The sequence below is a fragment of the Pseudomonas sp. Arb-4-2C genome (assembly GCF_055755015.1).
On record NZ_CM146899.1, the window covers coordinates 4011125 to 4032013 of the forward strand.

Here is a 20889-nt window from a genome sequence, read left to right on the forward strand (position 1 = left end):
ATGCGTGTCCATCGGTCAGTCCTTGTGCTTTTTCGCGCGCTTGTCGGACTTCTCGAACGCCTCTTCGAGCGCGCGGTTGATCGTGCGCAACACCTTGACCCGCGCCCAGCGCTTGTCGTTGGCCTCGACCAGGGTCCACGGCGAAATCTCGGTGCTGGTGCGGTCGACCATGTCGCCCACGGCTGCGCGATAGGCATCCCACTTGTCGCGGTTGCGCCAGTCGTCTTCGGTGATTTTGAAGCGCTTGAACGGAATCTGCTCCCGGGCCTGGAAGCGCTCCATCTGCGTGTCTTTGTCGATCGCCAGCCAGAACTTGACGACGATGACCCCGGCGTCGGCGATCTGCTCTTCGAAGTCATTGATCTCGCTGTAGGCGCGCAGCCAGTCGGCCGGGCTGCAAAAGCCCTCGACCCGCTCCACCAGCACCCGGCCATACCATGAGCGATCGAACACGGTGAACTTGCCCCGCGCCGGCAGGTGCCGCCAGAAACGCCACAAGTACGGTTGCGCGCGCTCCTCCTCGGTCGGCGCTGCAATCGGCACGATGCTGTACTGACGCGGATCAAGCGCTGCCGCCACCCGGCGGATCGCCCCACCCTTGCCCGCAGCATCGTTGCCTTCGAACACCGCCACCAACGCGTGGCGGCGCATGCGTTTGTCGCGCATCAGCCCGGACAGCCGCGCCTGCTCGGTGATCAATTGTTCTTCGTAGTCTTTCTTTTCCAGTCGTTGATTGAGGTCGAGACTGTCGAGCAGGTTCAGTTGATCGACCGCGGTGCCCAGCGGTGCGGCGTTGACCTCCTCGGTATGAACATCCGGGCGTTTCAAGGCATTCTGCAAACCTTCGAGCAGGATCTTGCCGACCGCCAGACTGCGGTAATTGGCGTCCATGCCTTCGATGATGTGCCACGGCGCGTAGTCGCGGCTGGTGCGGCGCAGCACGCGCTCGCCGTATTTGACGAACTTGTCGTAGGTTTCAGATTGCTGCCAGTCCAGCGGGCTGATGCGCCAGCTGTGCAACGGGTCATCGGCCAGCGCCTTGAGGCGGGCCTTCATCTGTTTCTTGGACAGGTGAAACCAGAACTTGAAGATCAGCGCACCTTCATCGCAGAGCATCTTTTCCAGACGCTCGGCGGCGTTGATCGCCTGATCCAGACGCGGATCCTTGAACAAACCGTGAACCCGCCCCTGGAGCATCTGGCTGTACCAGTTGCCGAAGAAAATCCCCATCCGCCCCTTGGCCGGGAGCATCCGCCAGTAACGCCAGGCCGGTGGTCGCGCCAGCTCTTCGTCGGTCTGCTGGTCGAAGGTGCGCACCTCGATCAGGCGCGGGTCCATCCACTCGTTGAGTAACTTGACGGTCTCGCCCTTGCCCGCGCCTTCGATGCCGTTGATCAAAATGATCACCGGGAAACGCTTCTGCTGCTGCAACTCGAACTGCGCTTCCAGCAGCGCCTCACGCAAAGCAGGCACAGCCGCGTCGTATGTCTCTTTGTCGATGGCGTGACCGATTTCAGCGGATTCAAACATGGGGACGGCTCCTTCCAGGATTCAGCAAGACTAGCGGATTGGGCACGGCGATGGAGGAGAAATTCCCCGCCTATGTTGTGTAGGGAGCCCCTCTCCACGGGGATCTATGTTCAGCGCCCAAATCATCGATTGTCTTCGAGACTGCGCAACCAGGCCTTGCCATGGATCAAGCAGCCTGCGCCCGATCGGCTAGAATGGCCGCCTTGTCGTTGCCGAGCCTGCCATGAAACCTGTATCGCCCCACGCCCAACTCGACTGGGATGACCACGGACGCCCGCGTTCGCGAGTGTTCGATGACGTGTACTTTTCCGACCAGTCGGGGCTGGATGAAACCCGCTACGTGTTCCTCGAACAGAACCGTCTGGCCGAGCGGTTTGCCGCGTTGCCAGCGCACGGGCGACTGGTGATCGGCGAAACCGGCTTCGGCACCGGGCTGAATTTTCTTTGCGCCTGGCAGTTGTTCGAGCAACACGCGGTCGCCGGTGCGCGACTGCATTTTGTCAGCGTCGAAAAGTACCCGCTGAGTCCGGCCGACCTGCAACGGGCGTTGGCCTTGTGGCCTGAGCTCAAGCCGCTGGCCGATCAGTTGCTGACCCGTTACGTGGCGATCCATCAGGGCTTCCAGCGGATCATTCTGGGTAATGGCCGAGTCACGCTGACGCTGCTGATCGGCGATGCGCTGGAGCAACTGCCGCAACTCGATGCGCAGATCGATGCGTGGTTTCTCGACGGTTTCGCCCCGGCGAAAAACCCGGAGATGTGGACCGCCGAGCTGTTCATCGAACTGGCTCGACTGGCCGCACCCGGTTCGACCATCAGCACCTTTACCAGCACCGGCTGGGTGCGGCGTTTGCTCAATGCCGCCGGCTTCAAGATGAAGCGCACACCGGGCATTGGTCACAAGTGGGAAATCCTGCGCGGCGAGTTTCTCGGCTGGCCGCAGGACGTCGCGCCACCCGCGCCGGACAAACCGTGGTTCGCCCGCCCTGCCCCGCTGACCGGTGAGAGTCGAGCGCTGGTGATCGGCGCCGGGCTGGCCGGTTGCGCGACCGCTGCCAGTCTCGCGGCACGGGGCTGGCAGGTCAGCCTGCTGGAGCGGCATGCCGACGTGGCGCAAGAAGCGTCGGGCAATCCGCAAGGCGTGCTGTACCTGAAGTTATCGGCCCACGGCACCGCGTTGTCGCAACTGATCGTCAGCGGCTTCGGCTACACCCGCCGTCTGCTGGAAACCCTGCAACGCGGTACGGATTGGGACGATTGCGGCGTGCTGCAATTGGCGTTCAATGCCAAAGAGGCCGAACGTCAGGCGCAACTGGCCGCGGCGTTCCCGGAAGACCTGGTGCACTGGCTCGATCAGCCGCAAGCCGAAACTCAGGCCGGGATCGGTCTGGACCACGGCGGCTTGTACTACCCCGAAGGCGGCTGGGTGCATCCGCCGGCGTTGTGCCATGCACAAGCCGCGCAACCGAACATCCAATTGCTCAAGCATCACGACGCGCTGGAGCTGCGCAAGGTCGAGGGCCAATGGCAAGCCCTCGATGGCGACCACCTGCTCGCCAGCGCCCCGGTGGTGGTATTGGCCGGCGCGGCGGAAATCAAACGTTTTGCGCAAAGTGCCGAGCTGCCGCTCAAGCGCATTCGCGGGCAGATCACGCGCCTGCCACAAACCGCCGAGAGTCAGGCGCTGCACACCGTGGTCTGCGCCGAAGGTTATGTCGCACCGGCACGTCTTGGCGAACATACCCTTGGTGCCAGTTTCGACTTCAACAGCGATGACCTGACGCCGACCACCGCCGAACACCTGGGTAACCTGGCGATGCTCGAAGAGATTTCCGGCGATCTGGTCGCGCGCCTGCACATCACTGAACGACCTGCAGAAATGCTCGAAGGCCGCGCCGCTTTCCGCTGCACCAGCCCCGACTATTTGCCGATCGTCGGCCCGCTGGCCGACCGCCAGGCGTTTGCGCAGGCCTACGCGGTGTTGAGCAAGGATGCGCGACAAGTGCCGGACATTGCCTGCCCGTGGCTCGACGGTCTGTACGTCAACAGTGGCCACGGCTCACGGGGGCTGATCACCGCGCCGCTGTCCGGTGAGCTGCTCGCCGCGTGGCTGGATAACGAGCCGCTGCCACTGCCCAGAAGCGTCGCCGAGGCCTGCCATCCCAACCGTTTCGCGCTGCGCACGTTGATTCGCGGCAAGTGAAAAAGTGCGACTGGCCGCTGGTCAGTCGCCACCCCTTATAACTTATCGTTCTAAAACTCCCACAACTGCACCGGGTCAGTTTCTGAGTAGCGGCCATTTTGGCCAGACTTGAATGACCCTCCCCAACGGAAAAACCGGTAAGGACCTTATGTGCGGATTAGCTGGCGAGTTACGTTTTGATCATCAACCTGCAGACCTTGCAGCGGTTGAACGAATTACCCATCACCTGGCCCCTCGCGGCCCCGACGCGTGGGGCTTCCATGCCCAAGGGCCGATTGCCCTGGGCCATCGTCGCCTGAAAATCATGGACCTGTCGGACGGCTCGGCGCAGCCGATGATCGACAGCCAACTGGGCTTGTCGCTGGCCTTCAACGGTGCGATCTACAACTTCCCGGAACTGCGCGCCGAACTCGAAGCGCTCGGTTATGCCTTCTATTCCGGTGGCGACACCGAAGTGTTGCTCAAGGGCTACCACGCCTGGGGCGAAGCACTGCTGCCGAAACTCAACGGCATGTTTGCCTTTGCCATCTGGGAGCGTGACGCCCAGCGCCTGTTCATCGCTCGCGACCGTCTCGGTGTAAAGCCGCTGTACCTGTCGCGCACCGGCCAGCGTTTGCGCTTTGCCTCGGCCCTGCCGGCGCTGCTCAAGGGCGGTGACATCAACCCGATCCTCGACCCGGTGGCGCTCAATCACTACCTGAATTTCCACGCGGTGGTGCCTGCGCCACGCACCTTGCTCGCGGGCATCGAAAAGCTGCCACCAGCGACCTGGATGCGCGTTGAAGCCGATGGCCGCAGCGAGCAGAAAACCTGGTGGACCCTGCCCTACGGCCCACACGAGGACGAGAAGAATCTGACCCTCGAAGACTGGCGTGACCGCGTGCTCGACAGCACCCGCGAAGCCGTGGCGATCCGTCAACGTGCAGCAGTGGATGTCGGCGTGCTGCTTTCCGGCGGTGTCGATTCGAGCATGCTCGTCGGCCTGCTGCGCGAAGTCGGCGTGGAAAATCTGTCGACCTTTTCCATCGGTTTCCAGGACGCTGGCGGCGAACGCGGTGACGAGTTCCAGTATTCGGACCTGATCGCCAAACACTACGGCACTCAGCACCACCAATTGCGCATCAACGAAAAAGAGATCATCGAGCAATTGCCCGCCGCGTTCCGCGCGATGAGCGAGCCGATGGTCAGCCACGACTGCATCGCTTTCTATCTGTTGTCCCGCGAAGTGGCCAAGCACTGCAAAGTGGTGCAGAGCGGCCAGGGTGCCGACGAACTGTTCGCCGGTTATCACTGGTACCCGCAGGTCGACGGTGCGGCCGATCCGTACGCAGCCTATCGCGCGGCGTTCTTCGACCGCAGCTACGACGACTACGCCGCCACCGTGCAACCGAAATGGCTGACGGCCAATGACGCGGCCGGCGACTTCGTGAAGGAACATTTCGCACAGCCTGGCGCTGATGCAGCGGTCGATAAAGCCCTGCGTCTGGACAGCACGGTGATGCTGGTGGATGACCCGGTCAAACGTGTCGACAACATGACCATGGCCTGGGGCCTGGAAGCGCGCACGCCGTTTCTCGACTATCGCCTGGTGGAACTCTCGGCGCGGATTCCCGGCCAGTTCAAGCTACCGGACGGCGGTAAACAAGTGCTGAAAGAAGCCGCACGCCTGGTGATCCCAAGCGAAGTGATCGACCGCAAGAAAGGCTATTTCCCGGTACCGGGCCTGAAGCACTTGCAGGGCGACACCTTGAACTGGGTGCGTGAACTGCTGCTGGATCCGAGTCAGGATCGCGGCCTGTTCAACCCGGCGATGCTCGACAAACTGCTGACTGATCCGCAAGGCCAACTGACGCCGTTGCGCGGCTCGAAACTGTGGCAACTGGCGGCCCTGAACCTGTGGCTCAGTGAACAAGGAATCTGATTGATGAAACCTCACGCCACGGCTATCAGCCAACGCCTGCTGCGCGGTCAGACACCGTCGTATGAACGCTTGCAGGCGCGTCTGGCCGAAGACGGCAGCGAACTCGGCGCCGACCCTATCGCCGTGCATTGCGGTTGGGGCCGGCTGCTGATCGGTCACACCTTTCCTGACCCGGCAACGCTGGCGCAGGAACTGCTCAACGAGCAGCCCGGCGAACGTGACATCGCCCTGTACGTCGCCGCGCCGCAACAGATTCTGGGCCTGGAACCGACGCAGCTGTTTCTCGACCCTTCCGACACCCTGCGCCTGTGGTTCAGCGATTACCGCCAAGCCACCCGAGTGTTTCGCGGCTTCCGCATTCGTCGGGCACAGAGCGAAGCGGACTGGCAGGCAATCAATCTGCTGTATCAGGCGCGCGGCATGCTGCCGATCGATGCCACGCGGCTGACCCCGCATCATCAGGGCGGCCCGGTGTACTGGCTGGCCGAAGATGAAGACAGCGGCGCGGTGATCGGCAGCGTCATGGGCCTCAACCACCAGAAAGCCTTCAACGACCCGGAACACGGCAGCAGCCTGTGGTGCCTGGCGGTCGATCCACAGTGTTCGCGCCCAGGTGTCGGCGAAGTGCTGGTGCGACACTTGATCGAGCATTTCATGAGTCGCGGCCTGAGCTATCTGGACCTGTCGGTGCTGCACGACAACCGTCAGGCGAAGAACCTCTATGCCAAGCTCGGTTTTCGCAATCTCTCGACGTTCGCCATCAAGCGCAAGAACGGCATCAATCAGACGCTGTTCCTCGGGCCAGGGCCGGAAGCCAACTTCAACCCTTATGCGCGGATCATCGTCGAAGAAGCGCACCGACGCGGCATCGATGTGCAAGTGGATGACGCCGATGCCGGGCTGTTCACCCTCAGCCATGGCGGCCGCCGGGTGCGTTGCCGCGAATCCCTGAGCGACCTGACCAGCGCGATCAGCATGAGCCTGTGCCAGGACAAAAGCCTGACCCACAAAGTGCTGAAAGCCGCCGGCCTGAACCTGCCCTCGCAGCAGCTGGCGGGCAATGCCGACGACAACCTGGCGTTTCTCGACGAACATCAGCGGGTAGTGGTAAAGCCGCTCGACGGTGAACAGGGTCAAGGTGTGGCGGTGGATTTGCAGAGCATCGAAGAGGTGCAGCAAGCCATCGAGTCCGCCAAACGTTTTGACAGCCGTGTGCTGCTTGAAAGCTTCCACGAAGGGCTGGACCTGCGGATTCTGGTGATCGGTTTTGAAGTGGTGGCGGCGGCGATTCGCCGTCCCGCTGAAGTCGTCGGTGACGGGCACCATTCGATTGGCGCGCTTATCGAGGCCCAGAGCCGACGCCGGCAAGCCGCCACTGGTGGCGAAAGCAAGATCCCGCTGGATCACGAAACCCAGCGCACCCTGCACGCAGCCGGGTATGACTACAGCAGCATTCTGCCGGCCGGCGAGCACCTTTTCGTGCGTCGCACCGCCAACCTGCACACCGGCGGCACGCTGGAGGATGTCACGGCGATCCTGCATCCGACCCTGGTCGATGCCGCTGTTCGGGCCGCGCGGGCGCTGGACATCCCAATGGTGGGTCTCGATTTGATGGTGCCGGCGGCGGATCAGCCGGAGTACGTGTTTATCGAAGCCAACGAACGCGCGGGCCTGGCCAACCACGAACCGCAGCCGACGGCAGAGCGGTTTGTCGATTTGTTGTTTCCGCACAGTCAGCCGGCTGTTTCTTGATTCCGAGGCGTCTGGACTGACGCCTTCGCGAGCAAGCCCGCTCCCACAGGGTGAACGCATTCCAAATGTGGGAGCGGGCTTGTTCGCGAAGGGGCCGCAACAGCCCCCCTGAATCACCCCTCATCGAAACCATCGATGCGCCTCAACTCATCAGGAGTTTCCATGACCACACAAATCCCTGAACCGGATCTGAACTACCTGCAAAAAGTCCTGCTGGAAATGCTCGCCATTCCCAGCCCTACCGGGTTCACCGACACCATCGTGCGTTATGTCGCCGAGCGTCTGGAGGAACTCGGCATCCCGTTCGAAATGACCCGTCGCGGCACGATCCGCGCCACCCTGAGGGGCAAGAAAAACAGCCCCGACCGCGCCGTTTCCGCGCACCTGGACACCATCGGCGCCGCCGTGCGTGCAGTGAAGGACAACGGACGCCTGAGCCTGGCCCCGGTCGGCTGCTGGTCGAGCCGGTTTGCCGAGGGCAGCCGGGTCAGCCTGTTCACCGACAACGGCGTGATTCGCGGCAGCGTGCTGCCGCTGATGGCATCCGGGCACGCGTTCAATACCGCCGTGGACGAGATGCCGATCAGTTGGGATCACGTCGAACTGCGTCTGGATGCCTATTGCGCAACCAGGGCCGATTGCGACTCGTTGGGCATCAGCGTCGGCGACGTGGTGGCCTTCGACCCATTGCCTGAGTTCACCGACAGCGGCCACATCAGCGCTCGCCATCTGGATGACAAGGCCGGCGTCGCGGCGTTGCTCGCCTCGCTCAAAGCCATCGTCGACAGCGGCCAGGAGTTGATGATCGACTGTCACCCGCTGTTCACCATCACCGAAGAAACCGGCAGCGGCGCAGCGGCAGCCTTGCCGTGGGACGTCAGCGAATTCGTCGGCATCGACATTGCGCCGGTCGCCCCGGGCCAGCATTCCAGTGAACACGCGGTCAGTGTGGCAATGCAGGACTCCGGCGGGCCATACGACTATCACCTGTCACGGCATTTGCTGCGCCTGGCCAGTGAACACGAACTGCCGGTGCGCCGTGACCTGTTTCGCTACTACTTCAGCGACGCGCATTCGGCTGTCACCGCCGGGCATGACATCCGCACCGCGCTGCTGGCGTTCGGCTGCGATGCCACCCACGGTTACGAGCGCACGCATATCGACAGCCTCGCGGCACTCAGCCGCCTGCTCGGGGCGTACATCCTGAGCCCGCCGGTGTTCGCCAGCGATGCAGCGCCGGCCAATGCGTCGCTCGATCGCTTCAGTCATCAGATCGAGCATGAGACGCAGATGGAGAGCGATACCCGGGTGCCGTCGGTGGACAGCCTGGTGGGGCAGCGTTCCGACAGTTGATTCCTTGTTGGCAGAACAATCGCCTTCGCGAGCAGGCTCGCTCCCACAGGGGGAACACATCCCGAATGTGGGAGCGAACCTGTTCGCGAATTGGCATGCCGCAAAACTGGCAGGTAAAACGTAATCGCCGTAGCATCCCGACATTGATTGAACCGAGGTGCCCATGCTGATTCCCTACGACGCTCTTGAAGTCGACACCCTCACCCGCCTGATCGAGGATTTCGTCACCCGTGACGGCACCGACAACGGTGATGACACACCGCTGGAAACCCGTGTGCTACGCGTGCGCCAGGCGCTGACCAAAGGCCAGGCGCTGATCGTGTTCGATCCGGAAAGCGAGCAATGCCAATTGATGCTCAAACACGATGTGCCCAAGCATCTTTTCGACTGAACATTTCAGCCCGCCTTTTCGCTGGCCTGTTTGCGCTGGATCCGCTCGTACACTTCAGAACGGTGCACATTGACCTTCGGCGGCGCCTCGACACCAAAGCGCACACTGGAACCGTTGACCGACAGAACGCGCACGGAAATGTCGTCACCGATGGAAATCAACTCGCCTACAACACGGCTGAGTACAAGCATGGAGTTCGTCCTTCAGGGTTAGCCAGCCCTGAAGATGCGCGGTGAGCGCCCGCTCGACAATGCGTGGCGAGCAAATCAGTCTTGCCCTACAGCCTCAAGCGCTGCGCCCGTCAGACATTTCCTGCAAATCGCTAAACAGTCTCGTCTCAAGCAGCGGAAAAGCGCGGCCCGAATAGAATCACGCTGGCCCCGATCACGCACAGTGCCACGCCGATCCAGTCCGACCCCAGCGGGCGCACGCGCTCGACCACTGCCAGCCAACCGATCGATGCCACGATGTAGATCCCGCCATAGGCGGCATAGGCGCGACCGGCGTAAGCCGCTTCGACACGGGTCAACAACAGCGCAAACAGCGTCAGACTGAGCAACGCCGGAATGACCCACAAGGCACTTTTACCTTGGCGCAACCACATGAAAAAAGCGAAACAACCGGCGATTTCAAACAGCGCCGCGAGAAAGAACCACAAGTAATTGAGCATTGATGCGTCTCGACAGGGTGACCATTGCGGCCACCCTAACGACGCAACACCCGGCGGGCAAGTTCAACCATTGCTGGATTTGGCCTTGGCGCGCATTTTATCGGCCATGCTGGTCATTTCGTTGTAGATCAGTTGCGGGTTCTTCTGCTTGATCGCCCAGGCCATGCGCCCTTGTTCGTGCGGCAGGATCATGAACTCGCCAGCGGCCACTTGCTGATAGATGTAATCGGCAATGTCGGCGGCGCTGATCGGCGAACTTTCCAGCAACTTGCCGACCTGCGCTTTCATTGCCGGGGTCGGGCCACGGAACGAATCGAGCAAGTTGGTCTGGAAGAACGAGGGGCAAACCACGTGCACCCCGACTTCCTGCTGCGCCAGTTCCACCAGCAGGCTTTCCGACAACGCCACCACACCGGCCTTGGCCACGTTGTAGTTGCTCATCGCCGGGCCTTGCATCAATGCGGCCATCGAGGCGATGTTGATGATTTTGCCTTTGCTCTGCTCCAGCAGTGGCAGGAACGCCTTGCAGCCCTTGACCACGCCCATCAGGTTGATTGCGATCTGCCAGTCCCAATCCTCCAGCGACAGTTCGCTGAAGAACCCGCCGGACGCCACGCCTGCGTTATTGACGATGACATCGATGCCGCCCAGTTTCACTTCGCAGGCCTGGGCAAACGCGGTGAGCTGGCTGTAATCGCGCACATCGCAGCGTTGGGTGAAACCGTCGCCACCAGCCTCGCGCACCCGCTTCAGGGTCTCCTGCAGGCCAGGCTCGCTGACGTCGGACAAGGCCAGTTGCCAGCCTTCACGCGCCCAGCGCAGCGCGATTTCGCGACCTAAACCTGAACCCGCACCAGTGATCATCATGCGATTTTGCATAGCAGACAGCCTTGTTGTTCCGTAGGAGATGCGCGGAGTGTAGCGAAGGATCCGCGACCACCCACGCTCCATCAGATTGCTGAATGGTGGGGGCAAACCGTGGCGCGTTGGATTCGTTTGAAAAGCCAGAGTTCTGCACTTGCGGGGCGGGAAAAGGAAATAAACCTGCGGACTAAATACATTAAAAAAACTTTGAATTTTCTGTCATTCGCACCGGTCGGAATTTGTAAGCCGTCTGGATTTAGTTAACCTCCAGTCGCCCTTGAATACCAAGACTTCTCGAACACTATCAACAAGGAAATCGACATGGGCACAATTCTTATCATCATCCTGATCCTGTTGCTGATCGGTGGTCTGCCGGTCTTCCCGCACTCCAGAAGTTGGGGTTATGGCCCGTCGGGTATTATCGGCGTGGTATTGGTGGTGCTGTTGGTCTTGCTGTTACTTGGCAGGATATAAAACCCCAAGACAAAAAAAAGAGGCCCTGAGGGCCTCTTTTTTTGTGCAGCGATTTTATCAGTCCGGCTTGCCGTTGATCACACCGGCGGTGTTGTCCATCAGGCTCTTGGTCGCGGTTTGCAGGAACGCTTCAAGCTTGAGTTTCAGTTCGGCGGTACGCGGTGCGTCCGGAATGACCTCGGCAGAAGGGTTCGCGCCCAGTTGGTACTGATAGATTTTCGGTGCCATTTCCTTCTCTTTCGGCAGCACCAGAATCTGGTCGGCCGTCACGATGGCAGTGGTCTGCTCGCTGCCCGACGGCTTGATCACACCGAAACCGGTGTCGCCTGCCGGCAGGTTGAGCAGGTCACGGCCCCAGCACTGGTGACGTACTTCGCCGCCCAGACGGCCCATGATGGTCGGCACGATGTCGATCTGGGTGCCCACGGTGTGGTCACGCGTACCGAACTTCTCCTGGATGCCCGGTGCAATCATCAGCATCGGCACGTTGAAGCGGCCCAGGTCCATTTCGGTGATCTGACGCTCGTTGCCGAACCCGTGGTCGCCGACGATCACGAACAGGGTTTCCTTGAAGTACGGCTCTTTACGCGCCTTCTCGAAGAACTGACCCAGTGCCCAGTCGGCGTAACGCATGGCGGTCAGGTGTTCGTTGAGCGTGCCGCGATCGGTCACGCGCTCGACCGGCAATGGCGTCGGCAAGGCGTACGGCGTGTGGTTGGACAGGGTTTGCAGCAGCGCGTAGAACGGCTTGCCGTTTTCCCGCGCCTTCAGCTCCACCAGACCACGGTCGAACATGTCCTGGTCGGACACACCCCAGGTCGGATCGGAGAACACCGGGTTGACGAAGTCGTTACGGCCAACGAAGTTGGTCATGCCCTGGTTGCTGAAGAAGCCCGACTGGTTGTCCCAGGCGAAGTCACCGTTGTAGACGTAGACGTCGTCATACTTGCGCGCACTGAGCAGCTGCGGCAGGCCGGAGAGCTTGTGGCTGCCTTCCGGGGTCTGCATCAGGTATTCGAAGCCCGGCAGGTTCGGGAAGCACGCCATGGTCGCGAACATGCCCTGGTGGGTATGCGTGCCGTTGGAGAAGAAGCGGTCGAACAACAGGCCTTCCTTCGACAGTTTGTCGAGGTACGGCGTGATGTTGCCCGGCGCGCCCAGGGCGCCCACCGAGTGACCGGCCATGCTTTCCATCAGGATCACGACCACGTTCTTGATCGGCAGGGTCTTGTCGGCCGGTGGCGTGTAATCACGACGCACGGCAGCAATGTCGGCATCGACCAGTTTGTCGTCCGGCATCACCAGCATCTCGCGCACGACTTTCTGCGCCTGTTCCTGCGGCAGTGTGGCTTTCCAGATGTTGTTGCGATCCTCGCCCATGCGGTCTTTGGCGGCCGCGATCAGCGACAGCGTACCGTTGAGGCCGAGCTGGTTGGCGAAGTTCGATTCGGTGGTGTACACGTCACCCCAGCGCAGCGGCGGGCCCTGACGCAGGGTGCCACGGGCAGCCACGACGCAGATCAGCAGGCAGACCACGAACACCGCCAGGCGGGTGTACCACGGCGCCACCTGACGGGTGCCGACGTTGCCGCCGCTGAACGGTCCGCGTGGCCGGGTCGCACGGTCGGCGCCCTTGAAGGCCAGCGTCAGAATCACCGTGCCGACGACCCATGCCAACAGGTAGCGCACCACCGGGAAACCGTACCAGAGCATGCTCATCACGGTTTTCGGGTCTTCCTTCACGTACTGGAATACCAGGCCGTTGAGACGCTGGTGGAACTCACGGTAGAAGTCCATCTCCATCAGGCCGAGGAACAGCGCGATGCTGGATGCAACGGTCAGCCACAGACGGAAGAAACCACGCGCCGCCATCGCCCGGGCACTGAACAGTGCCAGCAGCAGCGGAACGCAGACGTAGACCACCAGGCGCAGGTCGAAACGCAGGCCGTTGGCGAAGGCTTCGAGGAAAGTCGAAGCCGGGGTATCGAGGATCATCTCGCGGTTGTAGACCAGCAGCGCGAGGCGCAGCACGGAAAACATCACCATCATGACTAGGGCACACAGCAGTGTGTAGGCCAGATGCGATTTGACGGTCGGTTGCAGCAGGCGAGTGGAAGATCGCTGCTGATTCAGGGCGTCCGGGTTTGCCATGTCGTTTTAGGACCCATTGGAAGTTGAAGTTGCAAAATACAGCGGCGCCATGCCCTCTATTGGCCAATCCAGGCCCCGGGGCGTGCGCGGTGCGCAAATGTTGCACGATCAACGGCAGCATTGCCATTGATTAGTGCCCCACTGCCCGACTCTTTCACACAGGCAGCCGCAGGGGGACGACGTGAATTGCGCGGGCGAATTGTCTGGAACACTTTGTGAAAATTTCGTGCAACGCATATCTGGAAACACAATATAACGACAAAACAAAAACGCCCCGAATCGATCGGGGCGTTTTGCGTTAAGCGCGCGGATTACTTCTCGGCGCGTTCTTTCAGTGCTTTAAGGGTGTTGAACGGCGCATCGACCACGAACTTGTTGGCAATCATGCTCGGCACGCTGCCACCTGGCTCGGTGTGCACTTGATAGGTCACTTCGACCTGATCGCCTTTGGGCACGAACTTCCAGAAACCTTTGACCTGGGCGACACGGACAAAGCCTTTCTCTTCAGGAATGTACTTCGGCACACCTTCGAGATTGCGGGTCAGGCTGCCATCGGCACCTTCAACGGTGGTGACGTGCAGCACCGAATCACGCGGAGTCACTGGCCATGGCGTATTGAACTGGGTGTAGGTCCAGCTCTGATCGCCTTCGTGCTTGAGCAGTTTCTGGGTCTTGCACTCGTGAATCCAGGCGCAAGCTCCGGACACGTCTTCCTGCAAGGCACGCAGTTTGGCAACGGTGGTCTTCATCAGGGCAACACCCTGATAGGACTTGTAATCGGAACCCGGCACTTCGGCCAGTGAGACCTTGATCCCGTCCTGTTCCTTGGCGACCTTCCAGTCCTCGGCCTGAGCAACCGAAGTAGCCAGCACGGCCGTCAAACCACACAACACAGCGATACGATGCAGCGAACCCATAGTCTTATTCCTTATTGTTGAAGTTCCGTTCGTTTGACACATCACGCCGCTGTCATCTGCTCCCACCAGCCGATCAGTTTGATCGCTTCTTCCGAGCTGCTGCCACAGACTTCGACATCAGCTGCGAAGCCAGAACAGACCGCCGGACGCTCCGGTTGGCCGAAAATGCTGCACAGGTTTTCGACCGACAGCTGCACGCAACGTTCGCCGGCGGGTTTGCCATCGGGCATGCCCGGAATGGCAGAACTTATGGAAGGGGCAATACAGCAAGCGCCACAGCCTTCACGGCATTTCATGACGAGCAAGTCCTCGCGACGGGCAATGTGTTAAAGAGACACGGACAGAGTAACCGCTAAAACGGTTGTTTCAAATTCCCTGAACCGGGGTTTTTACCGATAACTGAATGTGACTGACCAGTCTCCGACAAAGCGTCTGGTCTGCGGGTCACGGATCGATTGAAATTACTGCTTGAACTCGAAATCGAGGGCGGCGCCTTCGACTTCGCGACGTTCTTCGTTGCGCAGCTGCAACTGCATTTCGTTGCTCAGCAGGCGTCCATTAAGCTGGAAGCCGCTGTTTTTCTCACCAAACATCTGCGGCAGGATCGCGTCGTGTTTGGGCATCGGCACGGTACCGGCCGGTTTCAGTTGCTGGACCATGTCCTTGGGCAGGCTCAGATCCAGTTTGGCCGGCGGCAGTTTGGTTTTCACCACCTCACTGGCCGGTTTCGACTTGGAAGCGACCGGAGGCCGTTTCTTCACCGTGGTGGCTTTCTTCTGCCGGGCCTTTTTATCCTGAGCTTTTTTATCGGCAACGGCTTTTTTGCTGGCGACCGCTTTGCTCGTTGATGCGGACGCTGCCGGTTTCTCCTGAACGGCGGCGGCCATGACACCGGGCACGTGGCCCATCGTCAACACACAAAGCAAAACCCAGGCGGCAGGAAAAATCGCTTTCATGAACCCAACAACACTAACGGCAGAGGGCCATATGCTCGCTTGTTGGGCGTCACAAGACAAGCACGACGCAGCGCTTGTTCAGAATCCGCCAGCAGTTTCCTGACACAGTTGCGTCGCCAGCAAACCGAGGGTCATCAGCGCCCTCTCCGCCTCGCGATTCCACGGCGTGCCGCAATTGAGGCGGATACAGTGGTTGAACTGCTCGGTATTACTGAAGATCAGTCCCGGCGCGATGCTGATGCCTTGTTGCAATGCGCGGACATGCAACTCCTGGGTATTGACCCTCCCCGGCAAGCTCACCCAGAGGATGAAACCGCCCGTGGGCCGGGTCATTTGCGTTCCTTCAGGGAAGTACTGCTGCACCGCCAGCTGAAAGGCGCTGAGGTTTTTCCGGTATTCCTGGCGGATGTACCGTAAATGCCGGTCATAACCGCCATTTTCCAGATAAGCGGCAATCGCCATTTGCGTGACGCTGCACGCCGAATGCGTGGTGAACGTCTGCAGGCGCTGGATTTCCTGCTGATACTTGCCGGCAATCATCCAGCCGACACGCACTCCCGGCGACAAGGTTTTGGAGAAGCTCGAGCAGTAGATCACCCGGTCGAGCCGGTCGTAGGCTTTCAGGGCTTTGGTGCGCCCCTGCTCGAACATCAACTCGCCATAGATGTCGTCTTCGACAATCTGGATATCGAAGTCCGAGGCCAGGCGCAGCAACTGTTTCTGCCGCTCTTCGGGCATGGTGCCGCCTAGGGGATTGCTCAGGCGGGTGGTCAGCACCAGGGCCTTGATCGACCATTGGTTGGCCGCCAGTTGCAAGGCTTCGAGGCTCATGCCGGTGGCTGGATCGCTGGGGATCTCGATCACTTTCAGGCCCAACAGGTCGGCCAGTTGCAGCAAGCCGTAATAGGTCGGCGATTCGGCGGCGATCAGGTCGCCCGGACGGGTCAGCACGCGCAATGACATCTGCAGCGCATCGACGCAACCGTGGGTGATCACCACTTCTGACGGGTCGACCACGACGCCGGCGTCGCGCATGCGGATCGCCACTTGCCGGCGCAGCGGTTCGAAACCCGGGCTGAACATATAGCTGAATGCCCGAGGGCTATGGAAACGCGTGACTTTCGCCAATTGTTGATGCAATGCACGCACCGGCAAATAGTCGACGCTCGGCACCGCCGCGCCCAAAGGGAACACCCCTTCACGACGCGATTCGACCAACACTTGCTGAATGATGCTGGCGCGCGTGACCAGTCCCGGCCGTTCGACCCGGGCAATGTCCGGCGTCGGTGCCGTCAGCGCCGGAGTCTGGTGCACGTAGTACCCGGACTGCGGCCGCGCGCGAATCAGACCCTGATCCTCGAGATTGGCGTAAGCCTGCAACACCGTCGCATGGCTGACATTGAGCTGCGAACTCATCTTGCGCACCGACGGTACGCGTTCCCCGGGTTGATAGACGCCACGGCGGATGTCTTCAGCCAGTTGTTGAGCAATACGCTGGTAGAGCAAGAGATTGGTCATGACGCAGCACTCGATTTCACGGGCATTTTATTCTTGTGTGAAACAATACCGGAACAGTTTAGAAGTGTACTGGGACAGTTGTCACCATAGTCGACCATACAGTGCAGTGTCAGCTGCAACTGTATGGAATTGAGCGCTATTCGACAGACGTAAAAAAGCCCGGCGCTGCATGACAGCCCGGGCTTTCCAGAGACGCAGCCCTCAGCGGGCGGCGCCGAGCTGGCCTTTTTCGTCGGAGAACACAATTTCCACCCGACGGTTCTGTGCCCGCCCGCGCTCGGAAGCGTTGGCGTCCACCGGGTACTCGTCGCCGTAACCTTCGACCTGAATCCGTTTGTCTTCGATGCCCAGGTCCATCAGCACATCGGCCACCGCTTGTGCACGATCACGCGACAGCTTGAGATTGTCCTGCTTGCCGCCGGTGCTGTCGGTGTAGCCCTCGATACGCACCACGCGTTTCGGGTTGAGCTGCAGGAACTGCACGATCTTCAACACCACGCGGTTGGCCGAGTTCTTCAGCTCCGCTTCGCCAGTGTCGAACAGCACATCGCCGAGGGTCATGACCAGACCGCGATCGGTTTGCGTGGTGGCCAGCGCGACGATCTGTTCTTCGAGCCACTTGCCCTGCTGCTGCACGCTCAGCAATTTGGACTCGCGCAGAGCCAGTTGCAGGCGCTGACGCTCCAATTCGAGCTTCGCCGCACGCTCTTCGTTGAGCACCAGATTGGTGTGCTCGCGGGCGATTTCGCTGTAGCGCTGGCTCAGGTAAGCGTAATGCGCAACGTCCCAGCCGCTGCCCCAATAGGTCGTCAGCCGATCGGCCCGGGCCAGCGACTCACCCGCGCGGATCACGTCTTTCGGCGCGATGCGCAGCACGTTGGAGTCTTCCTTGACCTTCTGGAAATCACTGCTGGCCTGCTGCAAGGCGGCTTCGCTGTGTTGACCGGCGCAACCGTAGAGGCTCGCGCAACCGGCCAGAATCAGGCCGCCGAGGGCTTTTGACTTGAGGCTCATTGGGCATCTCCCAGTTGCTTGCGCAGACGGATGATGCGGGTGTTCAGCACATTCAATTGCTCTTCGCTCTTTTGCGTCAGCACTTTGGCTTCGGCCAGACGTGCGTCCAGCTCGGCCTGCTCGGAACGCATGCGCGCGTTCTTGTACGACTCGTCGGCCATGTTGCCCTTGGCCCGATTGAACTTGTCTTCGGCCAGTTTCATTTCCGGCATTTCATCGGCGGTCGCACCCACGGCCTTGGCCTGGGCGATGGCCTGCTCGGTCAGACGCATTTGCTCATTGGGTGCCGGGTCGTTGGCGCAGCCGGCCAGGGCCAGAACGGCCATGGCCGCGAAAAGAGGTCGAATACTCACTAAGAATCCCTACTGTTTTGGGGCACTGACAGATGGCTGCGGCTGTTGTTGCTGCGCTTTCCAGCGCTCGATGTTGCGTTGCAGTGCGGCTTCGGTCAGTCCGGACGCGGGCAATTCTGTCATCTTTTTAGCGAGCTGTCCGCGCAACCACGGATCGTTGCAGGCGGAGTTGTGCGAAACCGCGAGGAACAGCCCCGGTCGGTCGATCGGTTGCTCGAAGGCGAGCAGATCATTGGCCATGCCCAACGCCTGCGCGGCAGCCATACCCGAGTAACGCCCGGCGAGTACATATTCCACCTCACCCAAGAGCAATTTCTGAAAGGCCTGAGTGATGTTTGCCGTCCGCGTCAGGGTCAGATTCTGCTCGGCGAAAGTGCCAAACTCCTGGGTCATTCGAGACTTTTCCGACAACCCGCCGGTGTGCCCGTGCAAGTCTTTGGCTTCGCTGTAGGCCAGCGTCGAGCCTTTGCGCGTCCACACCAAATAGTCGTTTTCCAGCAATGGCGGATAGATGTAGTCGAGGTTTTCCAGCTCGTTGAACATCAGTGGCGTGTCGGCCAGCATGTCCATGCGCCCGCTGCGCACCTCATCGAGGGCCTGCGCGCGTTTGCCGGCGTAAAGCAATTCGACCTTGATGCCGAGATCCTTGGCCACTTGCTGCAGCAGGTCGGCACTGGCACCGATCAGCTGTTTGGGGTTCTGCGGGTCTTGCCACAGGTACGGCGGCGCGTCCGGGCTACCGGTGACGATGAGTCGCTCGCATTTACCGGCGGCCAAGGACAGTCCCGGCAACAGGGCCAGGCTCAACAACGAGCAATGCAACCGGCGGCGCAGATCCATGGCAAAACACTCCCCACTCAAATCCCAAACAAAAAAAAGCCCGACCATAAGGCCGGGCTCTTTATAAGTGAAGCCGCCGGATTAGACCAGCTTCTCCAGCTCAGGAACTGCTTCGAACAGATCCGCCACCAGGCCGTAATCGGCCACCTGGAAGATCGGCGCTTCTTCGTCCTTGTTGATCGCAACGATCACTTTGGAATCTTTCATGCCGGCCAGGTGCTGGATCGCGCCGGAGATACCGACGGCGATGTACAGCTGTGGTGCAACGATCTTGCCGGTCTGACCGACCTGCATGTCGTTCGGTACAAAACCTGCATCGACCGCGGCGCGCGAAGCACCAACGGCAGCGCCCAGCTTGTCGGCCAGGGCGTACAGGTGTTTGAAGTTGTCGCCGTTCTGCATGCCGCGGCCGCCGGAAACGACGATCTTGGCAGCGGTCAGCTCAGGACGATCGGACTTGGCCAGCTCTTCGCTGACGAAGCTCGAGGTGCCGGCGTTGTGCGCAGCAGCAACGACTTCAACAGCAGCCGAACCACCTTCAGCGGCAACCGGATCGAAACCGGTGGCACGTACGGTGATCACCTTGATTGGAGCGGTCGACTGCACGGTAGCAATGGCGTTACCGGCGTAGATCGGGCGCTTGAAGGTATCAGCGCTTTCCACCGAGATGATCTCGGAGATCTGGTCAACGTCCAGTGCAGCGGCTACGCGCGGCAGGATGTTTTTGCCGTTGGACGTGGCGGCAGCCAGGATGTGGCTGTAACCCTTGCCCAGCTCAGCAACCAGCGGAGCGACGTTTTCCGGCAACTGATGCGCGTATGCGGCATTGTCAGCGTTCAGGACTTTGCTCACACCTGCGATTTTCGCAGCGGCTTCAGCCACGGCGCCAGCGCCCTGGCCGGCAACCAGCACGTGAATGTCGCCGCCGATTTTGGCAGCAGCAGCCACGGTGTTCAGTGTGGCCGGGGCCAGCACTTTGTTGTCGTGTTCAGCGATTACCAAGATAGTCATGATTAGATTACCTTCGCTTCGTTTTTCAGTTTCTCGACCAGTTCAGCCACCGACTTGACCTTGATGCCAGCGCTGCGTGCAGCCGGCGCTTCAACTTTCAGGGTTTTGTTGGTGGAGGCGGTGGAAACGCCCAAAGCGTCCGGAGTCAGCACTTCGAGAGGCTTCTTCTTGGCTTTCATGATGTTTGGCAGGGACGCGTAGCGCGGCTCGTTCAAACGCAGGTCGGTGGTGACGATGGCCGGCAGTTTCAGCGAAACGGTCTGCGCGCCGCCGTCGATTTCGCGGGTCACGGCAACGCTGTCGCCGGAGACTTCGACTTTCGAGGCGAAAGTGCCCTGACCGTAGCCGCTCAGTGCAGCGAGCATCTGGCCGGTCTGGTTGTTGTCGCTGTCGATGGCCTGTTTGCCCAGGATCACCAACTGAGGTTGTTCCTTGTCGACCACAGCCTTGAGCAGCTTGGCCACGGCCAGCGAAGTCAGGTCTTCCGCGGATTCGACGAGGATGGCGCGGTCGGCACCCAGAGCCAGTGCAGTACGCAGCTGTTCCTGAGCGGTGGACGGGCCGATGGAGACGACGACGATTTCAGTCGCAACACCTTTCTCTTTCAGGCGTACGGCTTCTTCCACTGCGATTTCGCAGAACGGGTTCATCGACATCTTGACGTTGGCGAGATCGACGCCGGAATTGTCCGCCTTGACGCGAACCTTGACGTTGTAATCCACAACGCGTTTGACAGCTACAAGAACCTTCATGGATTCCTCGTTACTCTCCGGTGAAAAGAAAGTCGCCTAGGCGAACCTGGCGGTTGATGCTCATCGGGCACAAGGGCACCTCTAAAAACGCCGGCTGGGGGCGATGACCGTTCGTCAGTGGTGACCAACAAGTCATTGCTCTGCACGGTGTGTAAACTGCGCGCCGGACCTGCGCTGCGCATCACCTTCAACTGCCTGTGCCCTGTCTTTAGAGGTGCT

General features: G+C 60.5%; 20 protein-coding genes. 6 read left to right on the plus strand and 14 right to left on the minus strand.

Annotation, left to right across the window (positions count from 1 at the left end):
• Window positions 1–15: 15 nt before the first annotated feature.
• Window positions 16–1530: a polyphosphate:AMP phosphotransferase gene (gene pap / locus AC0J41_RS18045; protein ID WP_025113066.1), complete on the minus strand. Its 1515-nt coding sequence runs from the start codon at window positions 1528–1530 to the stop codon at window positions 16–18.
• A gap of 223 nt (window positions 1531–1753) precedes the next feature.
• Here pap and mnmC point away from each other — a divergent pair, with 223 nt between their 5' ends.
• The 5 genes from mnmC to AC0J41_RS18070 all read left to right on the plus strand — a co-directional run bounded on the left by mnmC (window position 1754) and on the right by AC0J41_RS18070 (window position 9150).
• Window positions 1754–3733, plus strand: a complete 1980-nt coding sequence (mnmC, locus tag AC0J41_RS18050; protein ID WP_473013223.1) for a bifunctional tRNA (5-methylaminomethyl-2-thiouridine)(34)-methyltransferase MnmC2/FAD-dependent 5-carboxymethylaminomethyl-2-thiouridine(34) oxidoreductase MnmC1 — start codon at window positions 1754–1756, stop codon at window positions 3731–3733.
• Between the two features lie 148 nt (window positions 3734–3881).
• Window positions 3882–5654, plus strand: a complete 1773-nt coding sequence (locus tag AC0J41_RS18055; RefSeq protein WP_473013224.1) for an N-acetylglutaminylglutamine amidotransferase — start codon at window positions 3882–3884, stop codon at window positions 5652–5654.
• 3 nt (window positions 5655–5657) lie between these two features.
• Window positions 5658–7406 (plus strand): N-acetylglutaminylglutamine synthetase, encoded by a 1749-nt coding sequence (gene ngg / locus AC0J41_RS18060; protein WP_473013225.1) that lies wholly within the window; start codon window positions 5658–5660, stop codon window positions 7404–7406.
• Window positions 7407–7568: 162 nt separating this feature from the next.
• Window positions 7569–8759, plus strand: coding sequence for an osmoprotectant NAGGN system M42 family peptidase (locus AC0J41_RS18065; RefSeq protein WP_473013226.1), 1191 nt, complete (start codon window positions 7569–7571; stop codon window positions 8757–8759).
• Window positions 8760–8922: 163 nt separating this feature from the next.
• Window positions 8923–9150, plus strand: a complete 228-nt coding sequence (locus tag AC0J41_RS18070) for a YheU family protein (protein ID WP_003192759.1) — start codon at window positions 8923–8925, stop codon at window positions 9148–9150.
• 5 nt (window positions 9151–9155) lie between these two features.
• Here the strand turns inward: AC0J41_RS18070 and csrA are convergent, their stop codons facing one another.
• From csrA to AC0J41_RS18085, 3 genes are all read right to left on the minus strand, one after another.
• Window positions 9156–9341 (minus strand): carbon storage regulator CsrA, encoded by a 186-nt coding sequence (gene csrA, locus AC0J41_RS18075; protein ID WP_025113061.1) that lies wholly within the window; start codon window positions 9339–9341, stop codon window positions 9156–9158.
• A gap of 146 nt (window positions 9342–9487) precedes the next feature.
• Window positions 9488–9820, minus strand: coding sequence for a YnfA family protein (locus AC0J41_RS18080; protein WP_003226957.1), 333 nt, complete (start codon window positions 9818–9820; stop codon window positions 9488–9490).
• A 63-nt stretch (window positions 9821–9883) separates the two neighbouring features.
• Window positions 9884–10699, minus strand: coding sequence for an SDR family oxidoreductase (locus tag AC0J41_RS18085; protein WP_025113060.1), 816 nt, complete (start codon window positions 10697–10699; stop codon window positions 9884–9886).
• 300 nt (window positions 10700–10999) lie between these two features.
• Between AC0J41_RS18085 and AC0J41_RS18090 the strand changes: the two genes are divergently transcribed.
• The gene (locus AC0J41_RS18090) at window positions 11000–11158 is read left to right on the plus strand and encodes a DUF3309 family protein (RefSeq protein WP_169432680.1); all 159 of its coding nucleotides are present in this window, start codon (window positions 11000–11002) and stop codon (window positions 11156–11158) included.
• A 57-nt stretch (window positions 11159–11215) separates the two neighbouring features.
• Here the strand turns inward: AC0J41_RS18090 and AC0J41_RS18095 are convergent, their stop codons facing one another.
• The 10 genes from AC0J41_RS18095 to AC0J41_RS18140 all read right to left on the minus strand — a co-directional run bounded on the left by AC0J41_RS18095 (window position 11216) and on the right by AC0J41_RS18140 (window position 20670).
• The gene (locus AC0J41_RS18095; protein ID WP_025113059.1) at window positions 11216–13309 is read right to left on the minus strand and encodes an LTA synthase family protein; all 2094 of its coding nucleotides are present in this window, start codon (window positions 13307–13309) and stop codon (window positions 11216–11218) included.
• Between the two features lie 311 nt (window positions 13310–13620).
• A complete protein-coding gene (locus AC0J41_RS18100; RefSeq protein ID WP_025113058.1) occupies window positions 13621–14226 on the minus strand; it encodes an START domain-containing protein in 606 nt (201 codons plus the stop codon).
• Window positions 14227–14267: 41 nt separating this feature from the next.
• Window positions 14268–14522 carry a YkgJ family cysteine cluster protein gene (locus AC0J41_RS18105; RefSeq protein ID WP_025113057.1) on the minus strand — a complete coding sequence of 85 codons (255 nt, stop codon included), beginning with the start codon at window positions 14520–14522 and terminating at the stop codon, window positions 14268–14270.
• A 165-nt stretch (window positions 14523–14687) separates the two neighbouring features.
• Window positions 14688–15182, minus strand: coding sequence for a translation initiation factor 2 (locus AC0J41_RS18110; RefSeq protein ID WP_473013227.1), 495 nt, complete (start codon window positions 15180–15182; stop codon window positions 14688–14690).
• A 78-nt stretch (window positions 15183–15260) separates the two neighbouring features.
• Window positions 15261–16700, minus strand: coding sequence for an aminotransferase-like domain-containing protein (locus AC0J41_RS18115; RefSeq protein ID WP_003226969.1), 1440 nt, complete (start codon window positions 16698–16700; stop codon window positions 15261–15263).
• Window positions 16701–16901: 201 nt separating this feature from the next.
• Window positions 16902–17714, minus strand: a complete 813-nt coding sequence (locus AC0J41_RS18120) for an OmpA family protein (protein ID WP_473013228.1) — start codon at window positions 17712–17714, stop codon at window positions 16902–16904.
• On the minus strand, window positions 17711–18067 hold the full coding sequence (locus AC0J41_RS18125; RefSeq protein WP_025113054.1) for a DUF4398 domain-containing protein: 357 nt from the start codon (window positions 18065–18067) through the stop codon (window positions 17711–17713). Before AC0J41_RS18125 ends, AC0J41_RS18120 begins: the two co-directional genes overlap by 4 nt.
• A 9-nt stretch (window positions 18068–18076) precedes the next feature.
• Window positions 18077–18907: a substrate-binding periplasmic protein gene (locus AC0J41_RS18130; RefSeq protein WP_473013229.1), complete on the minus strand. Its 831-nt coding sequence runs from the start codon at window positions 18905–18907 to the stop codon at window positions 18077–18079.
• An 81-nt stretch (window positions 18908–18988) separates the two neighbouring features.
• Entirely contained in the window at window positions 18989–19918 is a 930-nt protein-coding gene (locus AC0J41_RS18135) for an electron transfer flavoprotein subunit alpha/FixB family protein (RefSeq protein ID WP_025113052.1), read from the minus strand.
• A gap of 2 nt (window positions 19919–19920) precedes the next feature.
• The gene (locus AC0J41_RS18140) at window positions 19921–20670 is read right to left on the minus strand and encodes an electron transfer flavoprotein subunit beta/FixA family protein (RefSeq protein WP_003226982.1); all 750 of its coding nucleotides are present in this window, start codon (window positions 20668–20670) and stop codon (window positions 19921–19923) included.
• Window positions 20671–20889: the final 219 nt, after the last annotated feature.

What these genes read in the sequence shown, in the direction of transcription:
- AC0J41_RS18105 (WP_025113057.1), bottom strand. Translation starts at nt 14,522, where the DNA reads ATGAAATGCCGTGAAGGCTGTGGCGCTTGCTGTATTGCCCCTTCCATA.
- AC0J41_RS18110 (WP_473013227.1), bottom strand. Translation starts at nt 15,182, where the DNA reads ATGAAAGCGATTTTTCCTGCCGCCTGGGTTTTGCTTTGTGTGTTGACG.
- AC0J41_RS18135 (WP_025113052.1), bottom strand. Translation starts at nt 19,918, where the DNA reads ATGACTATCTTGGTAATCGCTGAACACGACAACAAAGTGCTGGCCCCG.
- AC0J41_RS18085 (WP_025113060.1), bottom strand. Translation starts at nt 10,699, where the DNA reads ATGCAAAATCGCATGATGATCACTGGTGCGGGTTCAGGTTTAGGTCGC.
- AC0J41_RS18100 (WP_025113058.1), bottom strand. Translation starts at nt 14,226, where the DNA reads ATGGGTTCGCTGCATCGTATCGCTGTGTTGTGTGGTTTGACGGCCGTG.
- pap (WP_025113066.1), bottom strand. Translation starts at nt 1,530, where the DNA reads ATGTTTGAATCCGCTGAAATCGGTCACGCCATCGACAAAGAGACATAC.
- AC0J41_RS18140 (WP_003226982.1), bottom strand. Translation starts at nt 20,670, where the DNA reads ATGAAGGTTCTTGTAGCTGTCAAACGCGTTGTGGATTACAACGTCAAG.
- AC0J41_RS18065 (WP_473013226.1), top strand. Translation starts at nt 7,569, where the DNA reads ATGACCACACAAATCCCTGAACCGGATCTGAACTACCTGCAAAAAGTC.
- csrA (WP_025113061.1), bottom strand. Translation starts at nt 9,341, where the DNA reads ATGCTTGTACTCAGCCGTGTTGTAGGCGAGTTGATTTCCATCGGTGAC.
- AC0J41_RS18095 (WP_025113059.1), bottom strand. Translation starts at nt 13,309, where the DNA reads ATGGCAAACCCGGACGCCCTGAATCAGCAGCGATCTTCCACTCGCCTG.
- AC0J41_RS18080 (WP_003226957.1), bottom strand. Translation starts at nt 9,820, where the DNA reads ATGCTCAATTACTTGTGGTTCTTTCTCGCGGCGCTGTTTGAAATCGCC.
- AC0J41_RS18055 (WP_473013224.1), top strand. Translation starts at nt 3,882, where the DNA reads ATGTGCGGATTAGCTGGCGAGTTACGTTTTGATCATCAACCTGCAGAC.
- mnmC (WP_473013223.1), top strand. Translation starts at nt 1,754, where the DNA reads ATGAAACCTGTATCGCCCCACGCCCAACTCGACTGGGATGACCACGGA.
- AC0J41_RS18130 (WP_473013229.1), bottom strand. Translation starts at nt 18,907, where the DNA reads ATGGATCTGCGCCGCCGGTTGCATTGCTCGTTGTTGAGCCTGGCCCTG.
- AC0J41_RS18115 (WP_003226969.1), bottom strand. Translation starts at nt 16,700, where the DNA reads ATGACCAATCTCTTGCTCTACCAGCGTATTGCTCAACAACTGGCTGAA.
- AC0J41_RS18070 (WP_003192759.1), top strand. Translation starts at nt 8,923, where the DNA reads ATGCTGATTCCCTACGACGCTCTTGAAGTCGACACCCTCACCCGCCTG.
- AC0J41_RS18120 (WP_473013228.1), bottom strand. Translation starts at nt 17,714, where the DNA reads ATGAGCCTCAAGTCAAAAGCCCTCGGCGGCCTGATTCTGGCCGGTTGC.
- ngg (WP_473013225.1), top strand. Translation starts at nt 5,658, where the DNA reads ATGAAACCTCACGCCACGGCTATCAGCCAACGCCTGCTGCGCGGTCAG.